The sequence below is a fragment of the Streptomyces sp. B93 genome, assembly GCF_018070565.1.
In the GTDB taxonomy this organism is placed as follows: Bacteria; Actinomycetota; Actinomycetes; order Streptomycetales; family Streptomycetaceae; genus Streptomyces.
Genome location: NZ_JAGPXL010000008.1, coordinates 89,507 through 109,045, shown reverse-complemented (window position 1 = coordinate 109,045; position 19,539 = coordinate 89,507). Strand labels below are relative to the sequence as shown.

The following is a 19,539-nucleotide window of genomic DNA, read 5'->3' as shown; positions in this document are numbered from 1 at the left end:
GATGGTGACCTTCGCGCAGGCGCAGGAGCGCGCCGAGGAGTGGATCAACGGGGACGTGCCGTCGTACCAGCATCGTGAGGTGCGGGTGCGGGAGTTCGACCTCGGTTTCGTGGTGTGGGCCGAGGACCGGGCCGACGGGCCGCGTTCCGACGGCGGCACCCAGCGGCTGGTGATCGCCCGCGACAGCGGGGAGGCCACGCTGTGGCCCTCGCTGCCGGTGGGCGAGGTGATCCGCCGTTACGAGGAGGAGTACGGCGGCCAGGCGGACGCCGTGTCCGACGCGCCGCCCGCGCCTCCGGCCCGGGTGGACCTCAATCAGACGTCCTTCCTGCTGACTCCGCCGGAGTGGCTCCAGGAGGCGGCGGACCGGATCGGGATTCCTGACCGGCGGGAGGCGGAGACGTCCGGGGCGGGTGGTGCTTCCGGGGGCGCCTCGGGTGCTGGTGCGTCCAGCACGTCCAGTGCTCGTGCGTCCAGTGCTGGTGTGTCCAGCGGTGCGTCCAGTGGTGTTGGGTCCAGTGGGGCCACGCCTTGGCCCGCCGCCGCGGGCGCCGACGACGCGGCGCCGGGGGCGCCCGCCGGGGCGACGCCGTGGGCGGGTACGGACACCAATGGCGCGGGGGGCGAGGACCGTTCCGTACCGCTGCCGGAGACGGTGTACGCGCCGCAGTTGAGCGACGGGGACGCGGGGCCGGGGGCCGGTGGCGGCCCCAGCTTCGGTTCCGGTTCCTCCGGTTCCGGTTCCGGTGGTACGCCGCCGGAGGCTCCGACGGCGTTGATGTCGGGGGGCAGCCAGCTGCCGCCGACGGCGGTGGCGCCTGCGGTGCCCGGGGGACCCGGGGTGCCGGGTGCGCCGGGGCGGCCGGGTCAGACGCCGCCGGGTGCGCCGGGGCCGGGTCAGACGCCTCCTGCCACCCCGCCTTCCCCGCCCGCTCCGCACGCGCCTGCCCCGCCAGCACCCACCCCGCCTGCGCCCGAGCGCCCGCTCGCGCCGAACGCCGGGGACATCGCCGACGCCGCGACGAGCAAGGCCGCGCCTCCGCCACGCCGGGGCGCCGGGGTCGCGCCGCCGCCTCCGCCGGGTGCGCCCGGGGCGCCGGGTGCGCGGGCCGGGGGCGCCACTCCGCCGCCGCCTTCGCCGCCGGGGGTGCCCGGTGGTGCTGGCGGTACCGGTGGGGCGTACGTGCCCACGCAGATGGTGTCGTCGCTGGGCCCGGACGGCCCTGGCACGCCTCCGCCGGGCACACCGGGCGCTCCGAACCCGCCCGGCCCTCCTGCTCCCCCCACCCCGCCCGGTCCGCCCGGTCCGCCCGGTGCTCCTGGTGGTGCCGGTGGTGCCGGAACCCCGCCGGGTGGCGTGCACCACGCCGCGACGATGCTCGCCGACCCCGGCCCCGGGGGCATGGCGGGTCCAGGCGCCCCCGGTGCCCCGGCCGCCCCCGGTGCCCCGGGCGCCCCTGGCGGCTCCGCCGGTGGTGCGCACGGTGCCGTGCACCACGCCGAGACCATGCTGTCCGCGCCGCCGGTCGGTGGCCCGGGTGCGCCGCCGCCCCCGCCCCCGCCTCCCCCGCAGCCGATGCCGCCCGGTCCCCCCGGCGCCCCGGCACCGGGCGGCCCGCCCCCGGCGTACGGCTACCCGCAGCAGCCGACCGGTCAGCCCACCGTCGGCCCCGGCTACCAGGCCGTGCTGCGCTACCGCGCGCAGGACGGTTCCGAGCAGCAGCTGATCCGGCGTTCGGCGCCGGGTACGCCGCACCCGGAGTGGCAGATCTTCCATGAGCTGCGGGCCATGAACGTGCCGCCGGACCAGGTGCTGGAGCTGCACACCGAGCTGGAGTCGTGCGAGCTGCCGGGCGCGTACTGCGCGCGGATGATCCGGGAGCAGTGGCCGCAGGCGCGGATCACGTCGATCGCGCCGTACGGCACCGATCAGGCGAGCCGGCAGCAGGGCATGCGGCAGCTGCTGTCCCACCAGGGCGAGTTGCACCAGGTCGCGGACGGCCCGGCGCGTCCCGCCCCGGTGCGGGCACCGTTGCCTCCCGTGCAGCCCGCGCCGCCGGTCCCGCCGGAGGGCGTGGCGCAGGAGCTGGCGGCGGCGTTCGGGCCGGGGGTGTTCCGGTTCGAGCAGGCGGCGGTGTCCCGGCAGGGTGTGCCGCCGGTCGTGGCGCACACGCTGATGGTGGCCGGGCTGCCGGTGGACATGGGCCCGTTCTTCTGGGCGCAGGCCCAGCCGGGGCGGCCGGTGCCGACGCTGGCGGAGCTGGCGGCCGAGCGTGGGGTGCAGCCCGCGTCGGACGCGGGGTCGTACCTGGTGATGGGCAGCGACTTCGGCAAGGCGATCTGTGTGCAGTACGGGACCGCGCACATCGTGGCCGTGCCGGTGGAGGCCGGTCCGGGCGGTGCGCCGGTGCCGCCCCAGTTCGTGAACACCGGGCTGCCGGAGTTCACGCGGTGCCTGGCGCTGCTGGGGCGGATGTGGCGGCTGCGGTTCGGGCTGAACCAGGAGCAGGCGGGCCGCTGGACGGTGGACTTCCAGGCCCAGCTGGCGGCGCTCGATCCGGCGGCGCTGGGTTCGCCGGAGAGCTGGTGGTCGGTGCTGCTGGAGCAGATGTGGGACGGGCTGCTGTAGGGCAGTTGGTCAGTTGCCAGGGGCTGGGTCCGGTCGTGTGACCGGACCCAGCCCTTTTGTGTGCGTGACTTGTGGGCGGAGTGTCGCGTTATGAACACTTCCCTCTCATCCATCAAGATGTGCGCCAAATGCAGCGAAGGGCGTCGTTCGCCCCTCGCTGTCCTTCGCGTGACCGGTGGAGAGGGGTTCCAGGATGAGCAGCGCGTCGATGCCGCCGCACGTGCCCTATGTGCCCTATGGGTTCACGACCGTCCGGGGCCGCGGCTACCGGCCCGGACAGGTGGACGCGTTCGTCGTGGCGCTCTCCGACGACCGGGACGCGGCGTGGGAGCGGGCCGCCCGCCTCACCGTCCTCGCCCGCGAGATGGAGGAGGACCTGGAGGATCTGCGGGAGGTCGTGGCGGAGCTGCGGCCGCAGACGTACGAGTCGCTCGGGGAGCGCGCGCGGCGCCTCTTCCTGCTCGGGGAGGAAGAGGCGGCGGACGTGCGGGAGCGGGCGCGGGGCGCGGGGCGGGAGGAGCTGGCACGGGCGGAGACCTGGGGGGACGGTCTGATGCGGGAGGCCAGGGAGTACGCCGACGGAGTGCGCGCCGAGGCCGAGGAGGAGGCCGGGAAGCGGCTGGCCGCGGCGCGTGCCGAGGCCGACGAGATCCGGGTCGCCGCCCGGCGTGAGGTGAAGGAGCGGCGCGCCGAGGTGCTCGCCGTGTTGCGTGAGGTGCGCCAGCGCACCGCCGCGTTGCTAGCCGAGCAGGAGCGGGAGCAGGCCGAGCGGTGCGCCGCCGTGGAGCGGGAGACCGCCGAACGGGAGGCCGCCTTCGACGCGCGCCACGCCGAGGCGGCGGCGCGCGCCGATGCCGCGTTGGCCGAGGCCAGGCAGGAACTCGCGGACGCGGAGGAGTCCGTACGGCGCCGGCAGGAGGAGGCGACCGCGCGCGCCGCCGAGATCGTCGACGGGGCGCGGGCGGACGCCGAGCGGGTCGCCCGGGAGACGGAGCGGCTGCTGCGTGAGCACGGCGAGCGCTGGGACGACGTACAGGCGCAGATGGACCAGGTGCGCGACACCATCGCGGCGCTCACGGGCGGACGGGCGATCGCGGAGTAGCCGTAACCGCCACTGTCAGCACGTGCGTCAGCGCGTCCGGCGCCCGTCCCGTCCGTCAGCCCGTCCGGTGGTTGCCTGCCGGGTCACTTGCCGCCCCTGCGGGTGATCCCCGCGAGGATCCATCCCTCCACTGCCTCGTACTGCCGACGCTGTTCGTCGGCCTTGCGGCGGCCGGAGAGGACGGTGCCCAGCCAGCCGAAGGCGAAGCCGAGGGGGATGGAGACCAGGCCGGTGGTGGTGAAGGGGAAGAAGTTGAAGTCGGCCTCGGGGAAGGCGGAGTGCGGGGAGCCGGAGACGAGGTTGGTGCCCGGCATCAGCACGAGGACCGCGAGGGTGCCGCCGATGAGGGTGCTCAGCAGACCGGTGCGGGTGTAGCGGCGCCAGAAGAGGCTGTAGACCAGGGCGGGCGCGAGGGCCGAGGCGCCGATGCAGAAGGAGAGCGTGACCAGCGGTTGCAGGCTGCGGTGCTGGACGAGGGTGGCGAGCAGGATCGTGGGCAGCCCGACCGCCAGGGCGGAGAGCCGGGCCAGTGTCATCTCCCGGCGTGGGGTCATCTCCTGCACCCGGGCCGCGAACACGTCGTGCGCGAGGGAGTTGGCGCAGGCGAGGATCATCCCGGCGACGGAGGCGAGCACGGTGAGGAAGATGGCAGCGGTGACCGTGGTGAAGAGGAACGTCTCCAGGGTGGACACCTCGGTGCCGAACGCGGCCCGGGAGCCCAGCAGATAGGCGGTGTTGCCCTGCGGGTCGGCGGCGGCGATCGGCTCGCGCCCGATCAGGGCGGTGGCACCGAAGCCGACGACGGTGATGACGAGGACGAACAGCGCCACGCAGGACACCGCCCAGGACATCGACCGCCGTACCTGGCGGGCGCTGGAGGCGGTGTACATGCGCATGGTGACGTGCGGCAGACAGGCTCCGCCCAGGACGACGGCCAGCTGGGAGCTGACCATGTCGAGTTCGGGCTGTGAGCCGCGCTGGAACTGGAGGCCGGAGCTGAGGAAGGAGTCCCCGACACCGCTGTTGGCGGCGGCCGCGTCGAACAGGGCGCCCGGGCTCCAGTCGAACCGGTTGAGCATCATCGCGGCGATGACGGCACCGGAGCCGAGCAGCAGCACGATCTTCAGGATCTGGATCAGGGCCGTGCCCTTCATCCCGCCGATCGCCGCGTACGAGATCATCAGCGCGCCGACGCCCATGATGACGCCGGTCTTCAGCTCGTCGCTGCTGAACCCGAGGATGAAGGCGAGCAGTTGCCCGGTCCCCGCGAGCTGTACGAGCATCATCGGCAGCAGCGCGGCCAGCGTCACCACACACGCCGCGATCCGCGCGGAGCGCCCCGGCATACGGCGGGCGAAGGCGTCGCCCATGGTGAACCGGCCCGCGTTGCGCAGCGGTTCGGCGAGCAGGAACATCAGCAACAGCAGGGACAGAGCCGTGCTCAGCGCGAGCACGATCCCGTCGTAGCCGTAGAGCGCGATGACCCCGCCGGTGCCGAGGACGGTGGCGGCGGAGATGTAGTCACCGGCGATGGCGAGCCCGTTGCGCATCGGGGACAGTGACCCGTACCCGGTGTAGAACTCGTCGAGGTCGTCACGGTCCGGCCCCGTCATCACGCACAGCAGCAGCGTGACGGTGGCTACGGCGGTGAAGGCGACCAGGGACATGGCCTGGTCGGAGTCGCTGAACCCGGTCATCGGCCTGTGACTCCCCCGTGCCCGGCACGCTTGGCGTCGACCTCGGCCTGGCGCCGGATGCGCCGGGCGAGGGGGTCGACGTACCGGTGGGCGGTGTACTCGTACAGCGCGATCGCCAGCCAGGTCACGGGCAGTTGGGCCAGCGCCAGCACCAGCCCGACGGGGAGCCCGTCGGCGACGGTACCGGCCATGAACCCGGGTGCGAAGGCGGAGAGCACGAGGAAGAGGACGAAGTACCCGAGCGCGGCGAGCGTCGCGACGCGCCGCTGCCAACGGTAGGCGGTCCGCAGGATCCGCAGGTCACTGTGGTGCCCGAGGGGCGGATGCTGCGGCGCCCGGGACGGGGCGGCGGCGGGCGGGGCGGCCGGGGGTGGCGGCAGCCAGGGGTAGGTCAGATGAGGGGGATGTGGATGGGAATTGGCTGGATACGGCTCGTAGGACATCCCGGCGCTCCTTGCGCGGCTCAGGTCCCTGAGGGACCGCAGGGAGTGGGGGGCGTGGTGCGGGGCACGCACGTTACTCGTCCGTAGACCCGAACGTAAGGCTTTCGCCAAACTGATTGGTCGGTACGCGCGAACGCACCGGGGAAGCCGCTGACCTGGGCTGTTACCCGCGTTAACTCAGACTTTTACAACCAAGAACCAAGACCTCAGCCCCGCCCCCCTCCCCCGGAGCCCTACCCACCTCGTGAAGCGGAAGGTCCGCCCGAGTGACGGGTTCCCGACACCGGTCAGCCTCTCGCGAAGCACCTCGGCCCCACGACATCGGCCCCCTGACCAGGGCGCAGCTTGAGGGAACCTGAGATTCCCGGAGCGGTTACGCGCCGTGACCGTGGGGGCCGCCCGCTTCTTGGCCAGTGTCGTGCTTCCGCGCCCCGGCCTCAAGGGCGCTCCGCTACCGCTGCGCGTCGGCTACGCCGATCGGCCTGCGGCCGCCCCTTGACCCCGGCCCGCTCCAGCCCGGGTGAGAAGCGAGCGGACGGCCCGGAAAGACGGGGGGCCGGGCCGTGTTGGCCATGCGGGTGGGTTGTGGGGCGGGCCGGGGTGGTGGGGGCGCGTCGGCGTCTCGCCTGCACGCCGGGCGGGTTCAGCGGGTGGCGGCCCGGTGGGCGGTTGCGCGTCAGGCGGGTGGCGGCACGCCGGGATGGGCTTGGCGGCTATCGGCCGGTGGCGGGTGCGCGCCTGGTTGTCGGGGGCACGCCGGGCTGGCTAAGCGGCCATTGGCTGGTGGTGGGGTGCGCGTCAGGCGGGGGGCATGCCAGGTGGGGTCGGCGGCTGGCTCGGGCTGGTGGGTGGTGTGGGTTCGTGGGTGGGGTGCCTGGGTGGTGGGGTCCGGTTGCTGTGGGGCGTGCCGGTGCTGGGGGTTTTCGGTTGGGTGGGGTGTGGGTGGCTGTTGGGACTCGGGTCAGGGACCTCTGGGGTCACATCAGCCTCGTGAGTGAGTCCTGTGGGAGTGATTGGTGCCTTTGGCTCATGGCCTGTCTGGCCTGCATCCTCTGTGAGGTGGGGGTATGTCGTGCCTGGTCAGGTGGCGTGTGGGTCAAAGGGGCCAATTGGTGTCGGGGGGTGTGTTTGCTGGGGTTGGTGAGGTTTGTGTGGCTGGTGAGGGTCGTTTATGCCCGTCCGTCCGCCTGATGGCCAGGCCCAGCCCATCCCGGCGAGGCCCCGGCCCCGCCCCCGTGCTTCCCGCGCCCCCACACACCTGCCCGCCCTCCGAGGCTCGCTGAGCCGATCCGGCGTGCCCCCATCCACCGGACGCGCCCGCGACCACCCCCACCCACCGGCCCTTTGCCGCCGAACCCATCCCGGCGTGCCCCGATCGCCTGGCGCGCCCCGTCCATTGGCCTGTCAGCCGTCAAGTCCGCCCGGCGTGGCCCGACTGCCTGGCGCGCCCCGCCCACTACGCCGTCACTGTCAGTGGCCTAGTCCGCCCGGTGTGGTCCACTCACCCGGCGCGCACCCGCCACCGACGGTCGGTCGCCGAAGCGAGCGTGCTTGGTGACTACCGTTCGCGTCTCCCCAGCCGCACACAGGCCGATGGCCGCCAAGCCGATCCCGGCGTGCCTCCGCCCACCGGACGCGCGTCCCTAACCGGCCGTCAGCCGCCACGTCCATCCCGGCGTGCCCCCGGCCACCGGGCGCGCACCGCCCACCGGGCCGCAGGCCGCTGAGCCGGCCCGGCGTGCTGGCGAGGCGCCGACGCGCCCCCGCCACCCCGGCCCGCCACGCAGCCCACCCGAAGGGAGAACACGCCCCGGCCACCCGTCTTTCCGGGCCGTCCGCTCGCTTCTCACCCGGGCTGGAGCGGGCCGGGGTCAAGGGTGGCCCGCAGGGCTATCGGCGTAGCCGACGCGGAGCGTAGCGGAGCGCCCTTGAGGCCGGGTCGCGGAAGCACGACACTGGCCAAGAAGCGGGCGGCCCCGACGGTCACTTCTTGGTGAGGGATGCGGTTAACGTCCCCCTCCCTCCCCTCTGCGGGGCGGAAGAGGTCAATGCGGGGCCCGTGGGGTTCTTGCTGCAGTGGGAGTTGCGCCAAGGCGTCGGCGTTGAGGCTTCAGGGGGCGTGGGGATGCCGGGGGTTGGGGGTGTCGTCCTCGTGGGGTTCCTGGTCCTTCGGGGGTGCGTCTGTTTGCCGTACTCGGTGGCGTGGGGCCGCTCGGCGCGGTGTCCGGGTCAGGGTGATCTGGCGTACCGCCTGCTGGAGGCAGGCCAGGGCGGCGAGGCCCGGCAGCGCTGCCGCCGTGCTGTCGATGAAGGTGTGCGGCGCCTGTACGACGCTCAGGCAGATGGCGATCGCCGAGAAGAGGACGACCACACACCACGAGTGCGTCGCCCGGCGTCGGTGCAGGGCCGCCCTGAGGATCGAAAGTGACGCGACCAGCCACGGGCCGTACACCAGCAACGGCCACCACGCGATGACCCCGCCCTGCGTACGCGCCGCGGCCACCGCCCGCAGGGGATCCCCCGCGACTATTCCGCTGAGGAAACTCACCGCGGACGCGATAACCGCCGCGATCGCCGCAATGAGGTAACTGATGGACCGCAGTGCGTTGAGGCGGCCACGCTCCCGGACCCTGCGATGACTGTGAGAGGATCTTTTCAACGGCGGTAGTTCTGCCGTGATTTCCTGGAGGTTGCTCAGATGAGAACCTGCCGGGGGTGCGGTGACCGACTGCTCGTCGCGGGGTCCCGGAATTACCGGAGGCTGCTCGACCATTGCTTCCTGAAGCATCCAGGCCAGTTCCTCGGCCGGATCCCAGGTCGCTTCCGGCGGCACCAACGGGGCCGACGCTGCTCGGCCGTAATCGATCTCTTCGTTGTACATGGCGCGGCCGAGTTATTCCGCCCTGGCTGGAAAGCGTCCACTCTCGAATCTCGGCCATCTCGGAGCGAGGTCGGCTTCGAGTGTCGCCATCGCGTCGAGGAATTCCGACAGCAGGGAGTCGGTCGCTTTGAGGTCGGCCGACGCCTCCTCGGTTGCCTCATTCATATACCGACTAACGTTGCCTCACTCAGTTGGATGCGGGGCAAACGGGTGAATGGGCGCGTGGATAATTGGTTAATCGAGAGCCATTAAGGATCCAAATATCCCTGTGCGGAAAACGTAATGAACGGTCACCTTCCCGTGAGCGATGCGATAAACGCCCCCCATGCGGGGGCGGAAAAGATCAACGCCGGGCCCGTGGGCTTCTTGCTGTCGCGGACGGCGGTGCCGTTCACTTCGAGGCAGTCCCCACTGTCCCCACCGCTGTAACTGGACTTGCGCCAAGCGGTCAGTACCGATGCGTCAGGGATGGTGTGTTTGCTGTACTTCATGCTCGTAATCCTCCGTGACCGACCTGAGCAGTGCCAGGGACTCCTGGTGCGACAAGGCGTCGCCCAGCGCGTGATCGTAGGCCTTCTGGCACTCGCGGACCACGGGTGGAAGTTCCCACAGGCGCCCTGACTTCAAGCCTTCCACGTAGGCGACGGGCGGCAAGTCCTCGAACCACATGAGGGAGACGAAGCCCTCCAGGAGGGCGTGATAGCCACGCGCGAAGGGCAGCACATGTACGCGAATGCGGTGGCTCTCGGCCAAGGACACGATGTGCCGGAGCTGCTCGCACATCACGGCTGGGCTGCCGATGGGGCGGCGTAGTACAGCCTCGTCGAACATGGCCCACACCGCAGGCGAGTAGAAGTTGTCGAGGATGCGACCACGTTCGAGGCGGGTGGCCAGGAGCTTGTCGCGATCCTCGGCCGTCCTGGGTGAGGCGCCGGAGCTGAGTACCTCGCGCGCGTAAGCAGGCGTCTGCAAGATGCCCGGCACGAGCTTGGGGGCGTAGAGCCGGATCTCGGTTGCCTTCGCCTCGAACTCCATGGCCCCCTTGAAGTGTTCGGAGACCTTCCGCCCGTCCAGCACCGGTAGGAACCGCTCGAAGAACCCGTCCGTCCCCAGCATTTGGTCGAGCCGCCGCGCATCCTCCACATCCGGCCTCCGCCGCCCCGCCTCGATATGGGCGATGTGCGTGCGCGACATCACGACACGCTGGCTCAGCTCCTCCTGTGTCAGCCCCGCCCCCTCCCGCCTCCTCCGCAGTTCCTCCCCGTACTTCTCCCGCGACCGCGGATTGTCCTCGATGGCCACGTGTTCAACTCCCCTCCGTGCCGCCTCCGTTGTCACGCTCCGTCACCTTCCGAGGCTACCCACTCCGACTGCACGCTGTGTACGGAACAGCACAGAAAGCGAGAAGAGCATGGAAGCCGACGACGACACCCCCCGCCTCACCCTCCGCGTCTCCCGGGACGGTGGCCGCACCTGGGGCCCGACCCTGGTGTTCCGGCCGTCGAAGCTGGACGCGCCTATCGACTCGGCGGGCCGGTTTCCGCCGTGTGCGTGTCCTCGGTGTCGGGACCGGGAGCGGAGTCTGCGGCTGGGGTGAGGACGGGGAAGCGGCGCGGGGCGAGGAGGAGCAGGGCGAGGAAGGCGAGGGCCGCGGCGGCCGACGCGCCCAGGTACACCGCGTGGACCGCGTCGGCGATCGCGCCCCGCACCGGTTCCGGCGCCGCCGTCCCCGTGTCGTAACCCTGTGTGACGGAGTCGAGATCGCTCGCGCCGCCGAGGCGGGAGGCGAGGACGCCGTTGGCGACCGCGCCGAACAGGGTGGCGCCGATGGTCTGGCCGGTCTGTCGGCAGAAGAGGACGGACGCGGTGGTGGTGCCGCGTTCCGCCCAGCCGACGGTGGACTGGACGCCGACGATCAGCGGGAGTTGGAAGAGGCCCAGGGCGGCGCCGAGGAGCAGCATCAGCAGGGTCGGCTGCCACGCCGAGCCGGGATAGGGGAGGAAGGGGAAGGCCAGGAGGATGAGCGCGGCGAGGGCGCTGCCGAGCATGGCGGTGGAGCGGAAGCCGATGCGGCGGTAGACGTGTTGGCTGAGGGCCGCGGAGATGGGCCAGCTGAGGGTCCAGACGGAGAGGACGAAGCCCGCGGCGACGGGGGCCAGGCCGAGGACGGACTGGGCGTACGTCGGCAGGAACACCGTGGGCGCCACCATGAGGAGGCCCAGCGCGCCGAGGGCGAGGTTGACCGCGGCGATGGTGCGGCGGCGCCAGACCCAGCCGGGGATGATGGGTTCCGCCGCCCGGCGTTCGATCAGTACGACGACCACGACCAGGGCCGCGGCGGTGCCGAGCAGGGTCAGGGACGGGGTGGAGTGCCAGGACCAGGCCACCCCGCCCTGGACGAGTGCCGTGAGCAGGGCGCCGCCGCAGGCGAAGATGGTCAGGGCGCCCGCCCAGTCGACGCGGGGGCGGGTGCCGGTCGGGGACTGCCGGGCGGGTTCGTGGAGGTGGCGGACTATCAGCCACAGGGCCACGGCGCCGATCGGCAGGTTGACCAGGAAGATCCAGCGCCAGTCCGCGTACGCCGCCAGGAGGCCGCCCACCGCGGGCCCCGCGACCGCGGACACCGCCCATACGGTCGACAGCCGGGCCTGGATCTTCGGGCGCTGTTCGAGGGGGTAGAGGTCGGCGGCGAGGGTCTGCACGGTGCCCTGGAGGGCGCCGCCGCCGAGTCCCTGGACGATGCGGAAGGCGATGAGGGCCCACATGTTCCAGGCGAGGGCGCACAGGAGTGAGCCGAGCAGGAACACCGCGGCGCCGATGACGAGTACGGGTTTGCGGCCGAACGTGTCGGACAGCTTGCCGTAGACGGGGAGGGTGACGGTCACGGCGAGCAGGTAGCCCGAGAAGAGCCAGGAGAAGACGGAGAAGCCGCCGAGGTCGCCGACGATCTGCGGTACGGCGGTGGAGACGATGGTGGAGTCGAGCGCGGCCAGGGCCATGGCGAGCATGAGGGCCGCCACGACCGCGCCGCGCTTGTCGGGTACCGCATGACCTCCGGTGTCGCCCACCTCAGGTTCCTCGCTCTCCTGGCCGCCGCGTGCCCCTTGCACCTATCTGCCGTCGGACAGCTTCCCACTTGAGCCTCACGCGGCGGGAGGGTGGAGAGTGCCTGGGTCTGGAGGCGGAGACGACCCCTACTCCGGGTCCCCCTGGGGGTGGAGGCCCCTTAGGGGTATCTCCGTACTACGTCTCGGGGAGGGTTGGTACCGGCGGAGGACGAGACGGGGCCGGGTGCGTCCTTAACCTGGCTTTACGCCGCGGGGGAGCGGTCGGAGGAACGGCCGGGGGGACGGCCGGTACCACTGGCCGCAGCTTCGGGGGTGGGGTTTTCCCCCGCACAAGACGGGGCCCGGCACCAGCGCGCCGGACCCGTCTCGGCGACCAGACTTCAGATGTGCGGCAGTCGTAGGGCTGACGTCCGCTTCACCCGGCACGCTGGTGCGGGGCTGCGGCACACGACTTGTTCGTAAGACCGGCTTGTTCGTGACACCGACTCATTCGTAAGACCGACTTAGGAGACATACCGTGACATCGGCTGTGACCATTCCCAGGCACGGGGGTACTGGAGGGCGTACGGCCGTTGCCGCGCGGGCGCGGCAGGTCGTGAAGGCCTACGGGTCGGGGGAGACCCGGGTCGTCGCCCTGGACCATGTGGACGTGGACATCGCGCGCGGGCAGTTCACCGCGATCATGGGGCCCTCGGGTTCCGGCAAGTCCACCCTGATGCACTGCCTCGCCGGGCTGGACACCGTGACGAGCGGTCAGATCTATCTGGACGAGACCGAGATCACCGGGCTGAAGGACAAGAAGCTCACCCAGCTGCGCCGGGACCGGATCGGGTTCATCTTCCAGGCGTTCAACCTGCTGCCGACGCTGAACGCGCTGGAGAACATCACGCTCCCCATGGACATCGCGGGGCGCAAGCCGGACAAGGAGTGGCTCGCGCGGGTCGTCGAGACGGTCGGTCTGGCGCAGCGGCTCAAGCACCGGCCGACGCAGCTGTCCGGTGGCCAGCAGCAGCGGGTCGCGGTGGCGCGGGCGCTGGCCGCCCGGCCGGAGATCATCTTCGGGGACGAGCCGACCGGCAACCTGGACTCCCGCGCGGGCGCCGAGGTGCTGGGCTTCCTGCGGCGGTCCGTGGACGAGCTGGGGCAGACCATCGTGATGGTCACGCATGACCCGGTGGCCGCCTCGTACGCGGACCGGGTGCTGTACCTGGCCGACGGGCGCATCGTCGACGAGATGCTCAAGCCGACCGCGGAGACGGTTCTCGACCGCATGAAGGACTTCGACGCGCGGGGGCGCACGTCATGACCGTGCTCAAGACCTCGATGCGCAACTTCTTCTCGCACAAGGGACGCATGGCCCTGTCGGCCGTGGCGGTCCTGCTGTCGGTGGCCTTCGTCTGCGGCACGCTCGTCTTCACGGACACGATGACGACGACGTTCGACAAGCTGTTCGCGGCCACCTCCTCCGATGTCACCGTCAGCTCCAAGGACTCCTCGGACACCGGTGAGACGACGGCCGACAACGGCAAGCCGCCTGTCATGCCCGCGTCCGTGTTGGAGCGGGTGGGCGAGGTCGACGGGGTGAAGTCGGCCGAGGGCGCCGTCTTCTCCACCTCCGTCACCGTCATCGACGCCGACAAGGACAGCCTCTCCCCGACCAGCGGCGCCCCGACGATCGTCGGCAACTGGAACCGCAACGAGGCCCGCACCATGACCGTCACCGACGGCGCCGCCCCGCGCGGCCCGGACCAGGTGATGGTGGACGCCGACACCGCCGACAAACACGACCTGAAGCTCGGCGACGAGATCGGCATCATCACCGTCGTCGGCACCCACAAGGCCAAGGTCTCCGGCTTCGCCGCCTTCGAGGTCACCAACCCCGGCGCCGCGATCTTCTACCTGGACACCAAGACCGCCCAGCAGACCCTCGTCGGCGAGCCGGACGTCTACACCAACATCAACGTCACCGCCGCCTCCGGTGTCAGTGACGCCCAGCTGAAGAAGGACGTCAGCGCCGCGCTCGACGGCGCCTACCAGGTGCAGACGGCCCAGGAGGTCGCGGACGCCAACGCCGAGGACGTCCAGCAGTTCATGGGCGTGATCAAGTACGCCATGCTCGGCTTCGCCGGAATCGCGTTCCTGGTCGGCGTCTTCCTGATCATCAACACCTTCTCCATGCTGGTCGCCCAGCGCACCCGCGAGATCGGCCTGATGCGGGCCATCGGCTCCTCGCGGCGGCAGGTCAACCGGTCGGTGCTGGTCGAGGCGCTGCTGCTCGGCCTGTTCGGCTCGGTCCTCGGCGTCGGGGCGGGCGTCGGGCTCGCCATCGGGCTGATGAAGCTCATGGGCGCCGTGGGCATGAACCTGTCCACCGACGACCTCACCGTCGCCTGGACCACCCCCGTGGTCGGCCTGGTGCTCGGCGTCGTCGTCACCGTCCTCGCCGCCTACCTGCCCGCCCGCCGCGCGGGCAAGGTCTCGCCGATGGCCGCCCTGCGCGACGCGGGCGCCCCGGCCGACGCCCGCGCCGGTGTCGTACGGGCCGTGCTCGGGCTGCTGCTGACCGGCGGTGGCGGACTGGCCCTGTTCCTGGCCGCCGACGCCACCAAGGCCAGCGAGGGCGCGCTGTGGCTGGGTGCCGGGGTGGTGCTGTCGCTGATCGGGTTCGTCGTGATCGGCCCGCTCCTCGCGGGCGGTGTCGTACGGGTCCTCAGCGCCGTACTGCTGCGGATCTTCGGCCCGGTCGGGCGGATGGCCGAACGCAACGCCCTGCGCAACCCGCGCCGTACCGGTGCCACGGGCGCCGCGCTGATGATCGGGCTCGCGCTGGTGGCGTGCCTGTCGGTGGTGGGGTCGTCCATGGTCGCCTCCGCGACCGAGGAACTGGACAAGAGCGTCGGTACCGACTTCATCGTCCAGAGCGACTCCGGGCAGCTGATCACCCCGCAGGCCGTCGAGGCCGCGCGGGCGGCGGACGGCGTCGAGCGGGTCACCGAGTACAAGTGGCTCAAGGCCGACTACCGCACGCCCGACGGCAAGACGCTGAAGGACACCGACATCACCGCCGCCGACCCGACCTACGCGCAGGACCTGCGGGTCGAGACGGTTCAGGGCGACCTCGCCGACGCCTACCGGCCGGATTCGATGTCCGTGCACGAGGACTTCGCCAAGGACCACGGCATCAGCATCGGCTCCAAGATCGCCGTCACCTTCGAGGGCGCGTCCGCCCCCGCCGAGCTGACCGTGCGCGCGATCACCAGCAGCGACGCCGTGATCGACGCCGGGTCCAAGTACACCTCCATCGACACGCTGGCCAAGTACGTGCCCGCCGACAAGATGCCGCTGGACTCGCTGATCTTCGTCATGGCGAAGGAGGGCCAGCAGGAGGCCGCGTACGCCTCGCTGAAGACGGCGCTGGACGACTACCCGCAGTACACCGTCCGCGACCAGACCGACTACAAGGAAGCCCTGAAGGACCAGATCGGGCAGCTCCTGAACATGATCTACGGCCTGCTCGCCCTCGCGATCATCGTGGCGATCCTGGGTGTGGTGAACACCCTCGCCCTGTCGGTGGTCGAGCGGACCCGGGAGATCGGCCTGATGCGGGCGATCGGACTGTCGCGGCGGCAGCTGCGCCGGATGATCCGGCTGGAGTCGGTCGTCATCGCCCTCTTCGGCGCCCTGCTGGGGCTCGGTCTTGGCATGGGCTGGGGCGCCACGGCGCAGCAGCTGCTCGCCCTGGAGGGCCTGAACGTCCTCGACATCCCGTGGCCGACGATCATCGGGGTCTTCATCGGGTCGGCGTTCGTGGGACTGTTCGCCGCGCTGGTCCCGGCGTTCCGGGCGGGCCGGATGAACGTCCTGAACGCGATCGCCACCGAGTAGACGTGCCGCGGCCACCGCATACGGGGGTTGCGGGGGCGTGCGGACGGCCCGGTGCCGGGGAGCCTTGGGGGGCTTCCCGGCACCGGGCGTTTTCCCGCTCGCGTTCGGGGTGACGTGGTTCTCCACAGGCCGGGCGTCATCCACAGGCCCGGCGGGCGTCAGTGCGGCGTCGTACTCTGGACAGCCCCGGCCGCGCTTCGCGCCGGGCCCTTCGTGTTGCCCAGCATTGCCCGATGTGTTGCCCCACCCAGGACACCCAGGACCTCGGTCCAGGACGGAAAAGCCCTCCATGAGCCTGCACGGTCTGCTCGACGCCGTCGTCAAGGACGCCGCACTCGCGGAAGCGATCAAGGCGGCCGCGGACGGCAACCGCATGCACGTCGACCTGGTCGGCCCGCCCGCCGCCCGTCCCTTCGCGATCGCCGCCCTGGCCCGCGAGACCTCCCGCCCGGTACTGGCCGTCACCGCGACCGGCCGGGAGGCCGAGGACCTCGCCGCCGCGCTGCGCTCCCTGCTGCCGCCGGACGGCGTCGCGGAGTACCCGTCGTGGGAGACCCTGCCGCACGAGCGGCTCTCGCCCCGCAGCGACACCGTCGGACGGCGCCTGGCCGTGCTGCGCCGGCTGGTCCACCCGCGCGCCGACGACCCCGAGACGGGCCCGGTCTCCGTCGTCGTCGCGCCGGTACGGTCCGTGCTCCAGCCGCAGGTCAAGGGGCTCGGCGAGCTGGAGCCGGTGGCGCTCAGGAGCGGGCAGACCGCCGACCTCGGGGAGGTCGTCGAGGCGCTCGCCGCGGCGGCGTACGCGCGCGTGGAGCTGGTTGAGAAACGCGGCGAGTTCGCCGTGCGCGGCGGCATCCTCGACGTCTTCCCGCCGACCGAGGAGCACCCCCTGCGGGTGGAGTTCTGGGGCGACGACGTCGAGGAGATCCGGTACTTCAAGGTCGCCGACCAGCGCTCCCTCGAGGTCGCCGAGCACGGGCTGTGGGCGCCGCCCTGCCGTGAGCTGCTGCTCACCGACGAGGTGCGCTCACGCGCGCGTGAGCTGGCCGAGGCCCATCCCGAGCTGGGCGAACTGCTGGGCAAGATCGCCGAGGGCATCGCCGTGGAGGGCATGGAGTCGCTGGCTCCGGTCCTCGTCGACGACATGGAGCTGCTGGTCGACGTGCTGCCGAAGGGCGCCATGGCCGTGGTGTGCGACCCGGAGCGGGTCCGCACGCGGGCCGCCGACCTGGTCGCGACCAGCCAGGAGTTCCTCCAGGCGTCCTGGGCGGCCACCGCCGGCGGTGGCGAGGCGCCGATCGATGTCGGCGCGGCCTCGCTGTGGTCCATCGCGGACGTCCGGGACCGGGCGCGCGAGCTGGACATGATGTGGTGGTCGGTGTCGCCGTTCGCCGCCGACGAGGAGCACGACTCCGACACCCTCAAGGTGGGCATGCGCGCCCCCGAGAGCTACCGCGGCGACACCGCGCGGGCCCTCGCCGACACCAAGGGCTGGCTCGCCGACGGCTGGCGCACGGTGTACGTCACCGAGGGCCACGGCCCGGCCGCCCGCACCGCCGAGGTCCTCGGCGGCGAGGGCATCGCCGCCCGCCTGGACACCGAACTGGCGGAGATCTCCCCGTCGGTCGTGCACGTCGCCTGCGGGTCCATCGACTACGGCTTCGTCGACCCGGCGCTCAAGCTCGCCGTGCTCACCGAGACCGACCTGTCCGGCCAGAAGGCCGCCGGACGGGACGGCACCCGGATGCCGGTGCGGCGGCGCAAGACCATCGACCCGCTCACCCTGGAAGCGGGCGACTACATCGTCCACGAGCAGCACGGCGTCGGCCGCTACATCGAGATGGTCCAGCGCACCGTGCAGGGCGCCACCCGCGAGTACCTCGTCGTGGAGTACGCCCCCGCCAAGCGCGGCCAGCCCGGCGACCGGCTCTACATCCCCACCGACCAGCTGGAGCAGATCACCAAGTACGTCGGCGGGGAGGCCCCCACCCTGCACCGGCTCGGCGGCGCCGACTGGACCAAGACCAAGGCGAGGGCCAAGAAGGCCGTCAAGGAGATCGCCGCCGACCTCATCAAGCTCTACAGCGCGCGGATGGCGGCGCCCGGCCACGCCTTCGGCACGGACACCCCCTGGCAGCGCGAACTGGAGGACGCCTTCCCGTACGCGGAGACGCCCGACCAGCTCACCACCATCGCCGAGGTCAAGGAGGACATGGAGAAGACGGTCCCGATGGACCGCCTGATCTGCGGTGACGTCGGCTACGGCAAGACGGAGATCGCGGTGCGCGCCGCCTTCAAGGCCGTCCAGGACGGCAAGCAGGTCGCCGTCCTCGTCCCCACGACCCTGCTGGTGCAGCAGCACTTCGGCACCTTCAGCGAGCGGTACGCGCAGTTCCCGGTGAGCGTGAAGGCGCTCTCCCGCTTCCAGACCGACACCGAGGCGAAGGCCGTCCTGGAGGGCCTGCGCGAGGGCTCGGTGGACGTCGTCATCGGTACGCACCGGCTGTTCTCCTCCGAGACCAAGTTCAAGGACCTCGGGCTGGTCATCGTCGACGAGGAGCAGCGCTTCGGCGTCGAGCACAAGGAGCAGCTGAAGAAGCTGCGGGCCAACGTGGACGTGCTGACCATGTCCGCCACGCCCATCCCGCGCACCCTGGAGATGGCGGTCACCGGCATCCGTGAGATGTCGACGATCACCACCCCGCCGGAGGAGCGGCACCCCGTGCTGACCTTCGTCGGGCCCTACGAGGAGAGGCAGATCGGCGCCGCGATCCGCCGCGAACTGCTGCGCGAGGGCCAGGTCTTCTACATCCACAACCGGGTGGAGTCCATTGACCGGGCGGCTGCGCGGCTGCGGGAGATCGTGCCCGAGGCGCGGATCGCCACCGCCCACGGCCAGATGTCGGAGGCGGCGCTTGAGCAGGTCGTCGTCGACTTCTGGGAGAAGAAGTTCGACGTGCTGGTGTCGACGACGATCGTCGAGTCCGGCATCGACATCTCCAACGCCAACACCCTGATCGTGGAGCGCGGCGACAACTTCGGCCTCAGCCAGCTCCACCAGCTGCGCGGCCGGGTCGGCCGGGGCCGTGAGCGCGGCTACGCCTACTTCCTCTATCCGCCGGAGAAGCCCCTCACGGAGACCGCGCACGAGAGGCTCGCGACGATCGCCCAGCACACCGAGATGGGCGCCGGTATGTACGTCGCCATGAAGGACCTGGAGATCCGCGGCGCGGGCAACCTCCTCGGCGGCGAGCAGTCCGGCCACATCGCGGGCGTCGGCTTCGACTTGTACGTGCGGATGGTCGGTGAGGCGGTCGCCGACTACCGGCGGCAGCTGGAGACCGGTGAGATCGAGGAGGAGCCGCCGCTGGAGGTCAAGATCGAGCTGCCGGTCGACGCCCACGTCCCGCACGACTACGCCCCCGGCGAGCGCCTGCGTCTCCAGGCGTACCGCTCCATCGCCTCCGCCAACAGCGAGGAGGACATCCGCGCCGTCCGCGAGGAACTGACAGACCGCTACGGCAAGCTGCCCGAGCCGGTGGAGAACCTGCTGCTGGTGGCGGGGCTGCGGATGCTGGCGCGGGCCTGCGGGGTCGGGGAGATCGTCCTCCAGGGCACCAACATCCGGTTCGCGCCGGTGGAGTTGCGGGAGTCGCAGGAGTTGCGGCTGAAGCGGCTCTACCCGGGCTCGGTGATCAAGCCCGCGGTGCGGCAGGTGCTCGTACCGCGTCCCAAGACCGCGAAGGTGGGCGGCAAGCCGCTGGTCGGGCGGGAGCTGCTGGCCTGGGTGGGCGAGTTCCTGACGTCGGTGCCGGGGTCCTAGGCGCGGGCGGC

General features: G+C 71.6%; 11 protein-coding genes. 5 read left to right on the top strand and 6 right to left on the bottom strand.

Annotated elements, in window-relative coordinates; translation table 11 throughout:
* Window position 1 precedes the first annotated feature (1 nt).
* Window positions 2-2,629 (top strand): SUKH-4 family immunity protein, encoded by a 2,628-nt coding sequence (locus KBY47_RS10430; RefSeq protein ID WP_210920734.1) that lies wholly within the window; start codon window positions 2-4, stop codon window positions 2,627-2,629.
* Window positions 2,630-2,822: 193 nt separating this feature from the next.
* The gene (locus KBY47_RS10425) at window positions 2,823-3,731 is read left to right on the top strand and encodes a cellulose-binding protein (RefSeq protein WP_210920733.1); all 909 of its coding nucleotides are present in this window, start codon (window positions 2,823-2,825) and stop codon (window positions 3,729-3,731) included.
* Window positions 3,732-3,814: 83 nt separating this feature from the next.
* On the opposite strand, the gene KBY47_RS10420 is transcribed toward KBY47_RS10425, so the two are convergent.
* The 6 genes from KBY47_RS10420 to KBY47_RS10395 all read right to left on the bottom strand — a co-directional run bounded on the left by KBY47_RS10420 (window position 3,815) and on the right by KBY47_RS10395 (window position 11,820).
* Window positions 3,815-5,428 (bottom strand): cation acetate symporter, encoded by a 1,614-nt coding sequence (locus tag KBY47_RS10420; RefSeq protein ID WP_210920732.1) that lies wholly within the window; start codon window positions 5,426-5,428, stop codon window positions 3,815-3,817.
* On the bottom strand, window positions 5,425-5,871 hold the full coding sequence (locus KBY47_RS10415) for a DUF485 domain-containing protein (protein ID WP_210920731.1): 447 nt from the start codon (window positions 5,869-5,871) through the stop codon (window positions 5,425-5,427). Before KBY47_RS10415 ends, KBY47_RS10420 begins: the two co-directional genes overlap by 4 nt.
* A gap of 2,110 nt (window positions 5,872-7,981) precedes the next feature.
* Window positions 7,982-8,752 (bottom strand): DUF2637 domain-containing protein, encoded by a 771-nt coding sequence (locus KBY47_RS10410; protein ID WP_210920730.1) that lies wholly within the window; start codon window positions 8,750-8,752, stop codon window positions 7,982-7,984.
* A 290-nt stretch (window positions 8,753-9,042) separates the two neighbouring features.
* A complete protein-coding gene (locus KBY47_RS10405; RefSeq protein WP_210920729.1) occupies window positions 9,043-9,243 on the bottom strand; it encodes a DUF397 domain-containing protein in 201 nt (66 codons plus the stop codon).
* Window positions 9,215-10,054: a helix-turn-helix transcriptional regulator gene (locus KBY47_RS10400; protein WP_210920728.1), complete on the bottom strand. Its 840-nt coding sequence runs from the start codon at window positions 10,052-10,054 to the stop codon at window positions 9,215-9,217. Before KBY47_RS10400 ends, KBY47_RS10405 begins: the two co-directional genes overlap by 29 nt.
* 215 nt (window positions 10,055-10,269) lie before the next feature.
* Complete coding sequence (locus KBY47_RS10395; protein WP_374103064.1) at window positions 10,270-11,820, bottom strand: MFS transporter; 1,551 nt, start codon at window positions 11,818-11,820, stop codon at window positions 10,270-10,272.
* Window positions 11,821-12,337: 517 nt separating this feature from the next.
* Between KBY47_RS10395 and KBY47_RS10390 the strand changes: the two genes are divergently transcribed.
* The 3 genes from KBY47_RS10390 to mfd all read left to right on the top strand — a co-directional run bounded on the left by KBY47_RS10390 (window position 12,338) and on the right by mfd (window position 19,528).
* The gene (locus KBY47_RS10390) at window positions 12,338-13,126 is read left to right on the top strand and encodes an ABC transporter ATP-binding protein (RefSeq protein WP_210920727.1); all 789 of its coding nucleotides are present in this window, start codon (window positions 12,338-12,340) and stop codon (window positions 13,124-13,126) included.
* Complete coding sequence (locus KBY47_RS10385; RefSeq protein ID WP_210920726.1) at window positions 13,123-15,705, top strand: FtsX-like permease family protein; 2,583 nt, start codon at window positions 13,123-13,125, stop codon at window positions 15,703-15,705. Before KBY47_RS10390 ends, KBY47_RS10385 begins: the two co-directional genes overlap by 4 nt.
* A gap of 289 nt (window positions 15,706-15,994) precedes the next feature.
* A complete protein-coding gene (gene mfd / locus KBY47_RS10380) occupies window positions 15,995-19,528 on the top strand; it encodes a transcription-repair coupling factor (protein WP_210920725.1) in 3,534 nt (1,177 codons plus the stop codon).
* The last annotated feature ends 11 nt before the right edge of the window (window positions 19,529-19,539 follow it).